Below are 9304 nucleotides of genomic sequence, written 5' to 3'. Positions count from 1 at the left end.
CCGCAGTAGAAGAAGTCGACGCCTGGGACACCCTCCTCCCCGTAGCAGCAGGCATGTCCCCGCAACCCCTACAACGCCTGGCCCAACGCCCAGCCATGCAAAACCCCACCCTCCTCACCAAAATCGCCGACCTAGCCCTGACCCAAAACCTCTGGCTCTCCCTACTCCCCCTAGCCACCCACCTCTCCCCCACCCAACTCCACACCGTCGCCGCCCGAGTAGCCACCGAACCCGACGACTCCCTCACCACCCTCATAGAGCAAGCCCACGCCGAAAGTCATTGGCCCACCCTCCTCCCAGTAGCCCTCGCCCTCTCCACCCCAGACCGCAAACGCCTCGCCACCCTCCCGGTAATGCACCGCCCCGCCTACCTCACCGCCGCCATCGAAGCCACCGCCACCCACAACCTCTGGCCCGAAGCCCTCCCCCTCCTCAACGACCTCCCCACCACCACCCACGACACCCTCGCCACCACCATAAACACCCTCACCGACAACCAATTCCGCGCCGCGATCCAAGCCGCCACGGCAGCCGATTGCACCACAACCCTGATACAAATCCTCCTCCGCCAAAACTTGTCCGCTCGATCCCGCTCCCTCACCCTCCTCAACGAAGCCGACAACCTGGAAACCCTTGTCGGCACCATCACCACGCAAGATCCCGCCATCTGGCAAAGCTTGTCCGACATCCGCACAGAAATCCCCGAACAACTTCGCAACCAGCTCGTCGCACAAGCAACTCGATGCGGTCAACCAGAACTCGCGGACAAGCTGACGGCCAGCTGATCGCCCAGGGACCTATCAGCCTCCTTGCGACGAATAAGTCGTGATGGGTGGCTGTGCGGGATATGTATCGCGGGACAGCATGTTCCGAATCGAGCAGAGCCGGAAGAGCATGGGGTTGAGCGATAGCCTGGTCATCGCGGTCGGGCAATCAGGGTTGTCGGCGTGGGAAAAGGAGTCGGATAGGGAACATGCTCGCCCGGACCCGGCAGCCCGGACCTACGCAGCCGTTGTGTCGCGGCAGTAGTCTCCTCCGCGCCGGTGATGGTCAGCTGTGTGCGTGCCGCATCAATCGCGGACTCGATGGCCGAAGTGCACCAAGATCAACGACGAGGGGCTGCCCGCCATTGATCCGCGCTACCTGCTGGAATTTCTACTGAGTCGAGCCACCACAGCACGAATCGGACAACCGCTTCGGCCCACATCGCACCGACCATCAGCGCTGCAGCCTGGCCGACCTCGCCGTCCCTATCCCTTCGCTGGTAGAACAACAGTCGATCGTCACCACGTTGGTCGACCGGGAATCGCGCATCGAGTCCCTGCGGGCGGCGCTCCACCCGAAGGAGAACGCTCGGTACATGCTCGCGGACGGGCTACTCGGTAGCGAACTCGCGATGGACGAAGGCAGCAACCGAGCGACGGGTCCGACAAGGATTGAGTCAGCTTCCGCTACCCGGCGCCTTGCCCCACAACAACTTTCGCGTTTTCAGGAGCGTCTGCCACCAAGTTGATGTGGGCATTGACAAGTACCGACCGAGTAGCTGGACGACCAATCGTCCGATCCGGAGGGTCAGCCATCGTGGACCGGCTCCGGGTTGTCGACTGGCTCCTTTCGACTCCTCGCCGAGCCAGATTCACTGTCGCCGAGGCGAATAGGATCCGAGCCACTCGGCGCAGCGCCCTGGTCCATCTGTCAGGATGTGAGTACGGGCACGTGCAGTAGGGGTCGATGCTCGTTGCAGGATTTCTGCAAGTTCGGGATCACGGGCCGATGGCCGTCAGGAGGGATGAGATTGACCAGCGCACACGGCGAAGTCACCATGCCGACCCAGGTTCGCCAGGTCGATCGGGCACTCCGGGATATCTATATCGACTCCGCGCTATTGGATATCAGCGATCTCGACGGTCGGCCACCCGCGGAGGTCGAACCGCGCGCGCTGTCACGCGCGCTCACCGCCCAGGCCGTCAGGGTCGTCACCGGATTCAGTCACCACGAGGCCGCCCTCACAGTGATCGACGGGGCGTCCGACCAGGGCATCGACGCGATCGCGGTGGTCGATGGCACGGACCCGCACATTTACCTCGTCCAGGCGAAATGGAGCAAGGCAGGTAAAGCACACAGCGATCGTTCGGCGGTCATGGAGTTGCTGGCGGGGTTGCGGCTGATCGACGATGGCGACTTCGAGCCGTTCAACCCCCGCGGCCGCGCACTCGCCGCACACGCCCACGCTGAGATGAACCGGCGGCCGGTTCCTGTTACTCAAGTCATTGTGCTGATGCGGGCCGACGAGGTAACAGCCGGCTTTACCGACGCGTTGGTCAATGGAGAGAAAGAGTTCAATCGACACGGCAACGTCCTCGACCATCGGATCATCCTTGCCCGCGAGGTGTGGGAGTCGATCCGAAACGATCTGACACCGCCGCCGGTGAATCTGGACGTGGAGCTGTTCCCGTGGTTCGAGATCGGATCGCCGCATCCGTCCTTCCATGGCGTGGTGAACGCCGCAGATATCGCTCGCTGGGTCGAAACCGGATCAGACCTCTTCAGCGCTAACATTCGAAATCCTCTCGGTCGGACACCCATCAACAATGAGTTGATCACGACATTGACTGAGGAGCCCGCAAACTTCTGGTACTTCAACAACGGCGTCACGGTGCTCTGCGAGGAAGTCGAACGAACCGCACACAACATGCGATCACCGCATAATCGGCCACTGTCACTGATGCTGCGTGGAGCAAGCGTCGTCAACGGCGCGCAAACCGTGAAGTCGATTGCAGAAGCTGTTCGCCACGACGATGCGGCCGGAGAGGCGCAGGTCAGCGTGCGCATCATCGTTACCGGCGCGGCGAAAGATTTCGCCAAGCGAACAACGCAGGCGACCAACCGTCAGAACCGGGTCGAGGCACGCGACTTCATCGCTCTAGAGCCCCTGCACGCGGCAATCATGGAGGAGATGCGCGCCGAACTCGGACTCGAATACAGCGTGCGGCGGGGTGAACTCGAGCCGCCTGCGGACGCGGGCTGTTCAGTGGTGGAGGCAGCGTGCGCGCTGGCATGCGCTCACCCTGACAGTCAATACGCGGCGCGAATCGCGACGACGTTGGATGTGTTGTGGGAGCGCGGTTCTCAGGGCATTCACGATGTACTGTTCCGTCCGCGGCCCAGCGTCTACCAGTTGTGGAACGCGGTACTGATCCTGCGCGCCGTGCAGCGCACCTTGCATCAATTGCGAAGTCGTTTTGCGCGCCGTGGGGTGGTTCTGATGGATCACGGTATGTATCTGCTGACCCATCTCGTGTTCCGGAAACTCGACGCGGACGGATTCGATGAGGCCGATCCCGATCTGGCATGGTCCGCTCAGGCGATCGGACGAGTTCCAGACCTGGTGAAGCAGCTGGTTCCACAAGTGGCGACGACAATTGACGAGCGTTTCGGGGACCGTGCGCGCCTGCAGGCGGTGTGCTCGGACATCGACCGATGCAGAGAGATTGCTGAGTACGTTTTGTCCGGCGACACACCGTTCTCGGATGCGAAGGCACGTCAGTACCGCAGGAGCACCGCACCACGACCCCGCCGCCGCCCAAACGCCGTGACAGTGTTGATAGACAAGGGGATTCTGGCCGAGGGCACTGTACTCGTCCTGTCAGACAACTTCCCGGTGGAGACAGCGGCATTGGCGAGCTGGTTGGCTGCGGATCCCAAGCGCACACGGGCAACGTGGGTCGCGCACCGGCAGCGCCCCGTCCTGTGGGCGGCCGACGGCAACCAATACTCCCCGTCTGGTCTTATCGCGCACATGTGGGAGCTCGCCGAATGGACGGGTCGACCGGTCGCCAACCAAGGCACGACCCGGTGGATGACACAAAGCGGAGAAACCTTGGCGGATCTGGCTGGGCGGGTTCTCGACCAACTCGAGGATTCCACGGAAGACGCCGAGTAGTGACCTTTCCAACCACGCCTTACCGCCGGCGTTGGATGATTGCAGCAATCGCAGGTACTCGGTGATCCGATTTCGTCAACGTGGGAGGTCGAATGGAGTCCAGGTTTCGGCAGATGCGGCACCCGGAGCATCGAGCTGCCACCAAGGCGTTGGCACGCGAACCCCATGTCAACGAACTCAACAGCTATGTGGGTGAGCTCAGAAATCGGTATACGGAGCGGTTCGTGCCGCTTGTATCCCCTGAGTTCGGTGGAGTTCAGGCACGACTGATGTTATTGACGCTATCGCCCGGACGCCAGACTCGCGACGATGTCGCGCAAGGCTCTGGATTCCTGTCGGCCGACAACACCGACGTGGCGGCGGAGCGGATCTCAGCCGCGCTCGAATTTTCCGGAATCGACCGCCGCGACTGCGTCCCGTGGAATATATACCCCTGGTATGTCGGAAATTTCCGGAGTCACTCCGGTACCGAACAAGCGAGAATGCTCAGGGAAGGAGCAGATCTTTTGATTCAGGTGATCGCTCGGTTGCCCCGCCTGCGGTCAATCTTCATATTCGGCGACTTACCCCGACAAGCATGGGGCCACTTCGCGCAGCAGTACCCGCGAACCAATCGGATGCTACATAGGACCCACCATCGCAGTACCGGACCGGCTGGCTACATCGGTTCGCGGGAACAACAAGCGGTGTGGCAGCAACAGCTGCTCGACAAGATGGTTCGGGCGAAGAAGTCATTGGACCAGCGGTGAGCGATTTTCATCCTGCGTGGCCCGAGCACTGCTGTCCATCGAGTCCCTGCTGGTACGACGCTTCCTGGTCGGCCGCTCCACCTCCTCGAAGCCGAGGGAGTCCGATTCTCCCCAGACGGCCGCCCTGATTCGACCCAGCGCCTCAGCCCCGCCGAGCTGAAGCAGCTGCAGTCCAACCAAGTGCCGGTGTGAAGCGCCGCTCGAGACCGGAACAGTCACACTCGCCTCTCCTCAGAGCTCATCGAGCAACGCCGAAACCTGTGCGGACAATGGATTATCCGGGCCACGCAATACCAGCAGATCATCGCGCAGCGGCTGGAGTATCCGGCGCGCGTCGGCGGACGCACCGGCATCGAAGTACAGCTCACCGAGCGACAGCCGCATTTCCAGGGCAGCCTCGCTACAGTCGCCGCCCGCGGCGACGATATCGCTCAGCAGCTGGTTCATGACCGCGAAACCGCCGTCGATATCGCCGATCTGCATGCGACAACTCGCAGCCATCGAACGCATCTCCCACGCCGACTCGCTGAACCGGCCTTCCGTGCGCCGGTAGGCCTCGGCGAGCGATTCCAATTCTGTTCGAGCCCGGCGGTATTCGCCACCGAGAACCCACGCGCCGACCACCTTTCGGCGGAGCTCGAGCACATCGACGTGGTCGGCACCCCGAGCGTCGGCGGCACTGTTGATGACCGCTACCAAGGCATCCGCGGCCTGCGCGAAGCGGTCGGCCTCGACCAGTTCCTCGTATCGATGCAGGGCGGTGTCGATCGCAGTGCGCAGGTGCAGTGGTGTCAGCGGCGCGGTGATTTGCACGGGAGCGGCGGACAGTTGGGTCGGCTCGACCTGCGAGGTTTCCAGTGGGGCGTTGGGGCGGCGGAAGATCCGAGTGGGGTCGGGCAGTCCCGGGAGATACAGCTCACCGGGTGGGATCGGGGCTCCCGGCGCGGGCAGGAATGGCAGCAGGCGTTCATAGACCGCGTAGGCATCGGCAGGGCGGTCGCGCGGATCCTTGGCCACCAGGGCCAGCACCAGTCGCTCGAGGTCTATGGGAACATCGCCGCGGAATTCACGCAGGCCCAACGGAGCTACCTCGATGTGCATACGTTGCACCTCGTAGGGCGAATCGTGCTCGAAAAGTGGTTTTCCAACCACCATTTCATGCATAAGGCATCCCAGCGAGTACAGATCGGAGCGGGGCGTCACCGGGTGGTCGTGAATACGTTCCGGCGACATATAGCGCAGCGTGCCGATCTGCTGACCGGTTCGAGTGATCTTGGCCGCGCTCTGATCCAGAATGGCGGCGATCCCGAAGTCGATCACCTTCACCGAGCCGTCGCGGGTGAGGAGCACGTTGTCGGGTTTGAGGTCTCGGTGCACGACCGGTAAGGCATGCGCGTGCGAGAGCACGGTGGCGATCTGCGCCGTGACCGCCGCGACCCACGACAGTGGCAGCTGGGCATCGGGGTCGAGGTAGTCGCGCAGGGTGACACCATCGATCAATTCCATGACCAGGTAGACATTTTCGAACGAGGCATCGAGCACCGCGTCGTACACCTGCGGCACTCCGTGGTGCCTGATGCGGGCGGTGACCCGAGCTTCGCGGCGAAATCGCTCGGTGAACTCCTTGGCGAGTTCGCCGGTTTCCACCTGGTCCACCCGGATCCGTTTGATCGCGACCGGCCGGTCAAGCACGATGTCGTAGCCCCGCCACACCGCGCCCATGCCGCCCGAGCTGATCAGCGCGGTCAGCTCGTAGCGTTTGTCGATCAGTTCCCGCATCTAGTCCCCTGCTGCGTTATCGCGGCTCATGCCGCCCCTGTGTCACCATGTTGCCTTCTGATCATCCGCCACGCAGCCCGACCGAGTTGCCGATCGAGGGTCGCCTTGAATTTCGGGTCCGATTTGCTGAAGTACCGCTTACCGAGGTCCACCTGGGTGGCGTAGTTGTCGATCATCTTGTTCTCGAAGACTTCCTCGAACTTGCCTTGGAAGTCTTCTTCGTTGCTGTTGGCGAGGGCCGCGAGCTGCAGGTCGGGGTCGTCGAGCGCCTGCTGGAACGGTGCAGCGACGTCGGCCTCGGTGAATTCGGTGCCGAATCGCTCGTTGAACTGCGAAATCAGTTCCGAGAGCAGCGACTTCTCCGGTTCCTGCGCACCACCGGTGCCATCGCCGAATCCGGGCAGCACCACCGCGCCGTCGGCGCTGAGACTCAGGTCGAGTTCGCCGGTCTTCTGCAGTTTCAGGTAGCTGAGATCAACCTCGCCGACATCCACGCCCCCGTCGGACCGCCGGGGCAGCACATTGAGCAGGTGCTTGCCGTAGAGGTGGAGCAGTTCGAGGTCGATGTCGCGGTAGGGCACGATCTGGGCGAGGAACCCGTACTTGCGAACGTAGTCCTTGAGGTCGGAACGGAAGGATTCCGCCTGGTCCACGTCGTCCTCGTCGTCGCTGTGGAGCAGTTCGGCGAAGCGGTTCACCGCGGGAGCCAAGTGCACATACAGCTCGGCGTGCAGCTTCTGCCATTTCGCCTGAGAGCCGGCCGCCTGCTGTTCGGCCTGCAAATAGGCGTCGGCGAAGGCACGCATCTCGGCCTGTAGCAGGATCGGCGGGACCAGTACCGTGTCCTGCGCGAGGTAGAGCAGGTTCGGGTCGGTCGGCATCGACTCGGCCTGTTCGTAGTACGGCCGGAACGAGTCCTGGATGTCCTCCCCGTCGTTGACGAAGTCGAGGACCACGAGGTCGTCCTGCGTCTTGCGTTCCTGGGTGCGATTGAGCCGCGAGAGCGTCTGCACCGCCGCGATGCCCTTGAGTGACTTGTTCACATACATGGTCGTGAGCAGCGGCTGATCGAACCCGGTCTGATACTTCTCGGCGACCACCAAGATTCGGTATTCCTGCTGGCCTTTGCCGCCGGAGCGGGTGGCGATGTCGTCGGCGCGGGTGTAGCCGAAGGCCTTGGGCAGCTGGGATTCGGAGAGCCCGCCGTTCTCCTTCGATTCACTCGTCTCCTCCCCTTCGAAGTCGAGCGGGCCCGAGAAGGCAACGAGCACACCGAGATCCGGGTACTGCTGGCCGTAACCAGTGAGGTCGAGATGGTCGCGGATGGCGCGGGTCATCGCGACAGCGCTCTTACGAGAGTCGGTGACCACCATGGCTTTCGCTCGACCGCCGAGCCGCCCGCGGGTGTGGGCGATGAAGTGTTCGACGATCACCTGTGCCTGTTGATGCACCGTCGACGGGTGAGTGACGGCGAACCGCGCCAGCAGCGATTTCGCCTTCGCTTCGGGCACCTCGCGGTCGTCGGGGTTCTCGTTGACCAGACGGTAGAACGTCTTGTAAGTGGTGTAGTTACGCAGCGGGTCGAGGATGAAGCCTTCCTCGATGGCCTGACGCATCGAATAGGTGTGGAACGGTTGATATTTGTCGCCGACCAACGTGCCGAACGCCTCGAGCGTTTTGGCTTTCGGTGTCGCCGTGAACGCGAAATAGGAGAGGTTGCCCGCCTGACTGCGGTCCTCGGCTTTGCGCCGCAACCGTTCGTCCACCGTCAGTTCGACCGAGCCCGAGTCTTCGTCGTCAGCGTCGAGCCCGAGGTCGCGCAGCGCGGCCCGCACCGCCGTCGCCGCATCACCGGACTGTGAGGAGTGCGCCTCGTCCACGATGATCGCGAACCGGCCACCCAGCAGTTCGGTCGGCGTGCGCTTCAGGTAGTCCAGCAGCGCGGGGAAGGTGTGCAAGGTGACCGTGATGATCTTCCCGGATTCCTGCGCGAGAGCTTTCGCGAGCTGCCCCGATTTGGCGCCCAGCTTCTCGTCGATCTTCACCACCAGACCGTGCACCCGTTCGAACCCGCCCACGGTTTCGCTGAGCTGGCTGTCCAAGTTGCGGCGGTCCGTGATCACGATGATCTTGTCGAATACCGGTGTTCCCGGCTGCAATCCGGCCGCGTGCGCCGCCGGATCGAGCTGGGCGGCGTCAGTCGGTGTGTGCAGATCGGTGAGACGGTGTGCGAGCCAGCCGATGGTGTTCGACTTCCCGGAGCCGGCCGAGGCCATCACTAGATAGTTATGTCCCGCACCATGTTTCGCGGCATGTGTGGTGAGCTTCTTGACCACATCCCACTGGTGATAGCGCGGAAAGATCGTCGAACGGGTCGACTTGCCCGACGGGCCGGACGAGGACTGGGTATGCACGAACCGTTCCAGCAGGTCCAGCCAGTTATCCGGATGCCAGATCTGTTCCCACAGATACGCTGTCGCGTGCTTGCCGTCCACCGGACTCGGATTACCCGCCCCACCCGGCTGTCCCGGCCCCTCCGATCCGGTATTCAACGGCAGGAACCGGGTGTTCTTGCCCTTCAACTGGGTGGTGACGAATGCCAGCAGCGGGTCGACCGCAAAGTTCGCGATCACCCGCTGCCGGAAGATCAGCTCGCTCGGATCCCGTTCCTCGCGATACTGCTTCTTCGCGTCCTCGACGGTTTGACCGGTGAGGGGGTTCTTCAACTCGGCGGTGGCGACGGGGATTCCGTTGAGCAGCAAGGCCAGGTCAAGACGGTTGCCCTTGTCGGCCAGCTTGGTGGCATACGGCAGCTCCCGCACCACCGTCAGCC

The 9304-nt window shown here is 62.8% G+C and carries 4 protein-coding genes and 1 pseudogene; 3 read left to right on the top strand and 2 right to left on the bottom strand.

The window, feature by feature from the left end:
- From ACFWF3_RS13125 to ACFWF3_RS13115, 3 genes and pseudogenes are all read left to right on the top strand, one after another.
- Positions 1–785: pseudogene (locus ACFWF3_RS13125) on the top strand (hypothetical protein); the annotation flags it as partial.
- 1010 nt (positions 786–1795) lie between these two features.
- On the top strand, positions 1796–3943 hold the full coding sequence (locus ACFWF3_RS13120) for an AIPR family protein (protein ID WP_379313861.1): 2148 nt from the start codon (positions 1796–1798) through the stop codon (positions 3941–3943).
- 113 nt (positions 3944–4056) lie between these two features.
- Positions 4057–4692 carry a hypothetical protein gene (locus ACFWF3_RS13115; RefSeq protein WP_379313860.1) on the top strand — a complete coding sequence of 212 codons (636 nt, stop codon included), beginning with the start codon at positions 4057–4059 and terminating at the stop codon, positions 4690–4692.
- A 231-nt stretch (positions 4693–4923) separates the two neighbouring features.
- Here the strand turns inward: ACFWF3_RS13115 and ACFWF3_RS13110 are convergent, their stop codons facing one another.
- Positions 4924–6471 carry a protein kinase gene (locus ACFWF3_RS13110; RefSeq protein ID WP_379313859.1) on the bottom strand — a complete coding sequence of 516 codons (1548 nt, stop codon included), beginning with the start codon at positions 6469–6471 and terminating at the stop codon, positions 4924–4926.
- A 26-nt stretch (positions 6472–6497) separates the two neighbouring features.
- Positions 6498–9304, bottom strand: a 2807-nt coding sequence (locus ACFWF3_RS13105; protein ID WP_379313858.1) for a type I restriction endonuclease subunit R, incomplete at its 5' end; no start/stop codon positions are given.

It is taken from the genome of Nocardia sp. NPDC060220 (assembly GCF_042727815.1).
Lineage (GTDB): Bacteria > Actinomycetota > Actinomycetes > Mycobacteriales > Mycobacteriaceae > Nocardia.
Note: the sequence above shows the minus strand (reverse complement) of the source record. Positions and strands in the feature narration are given on the sequence as shown.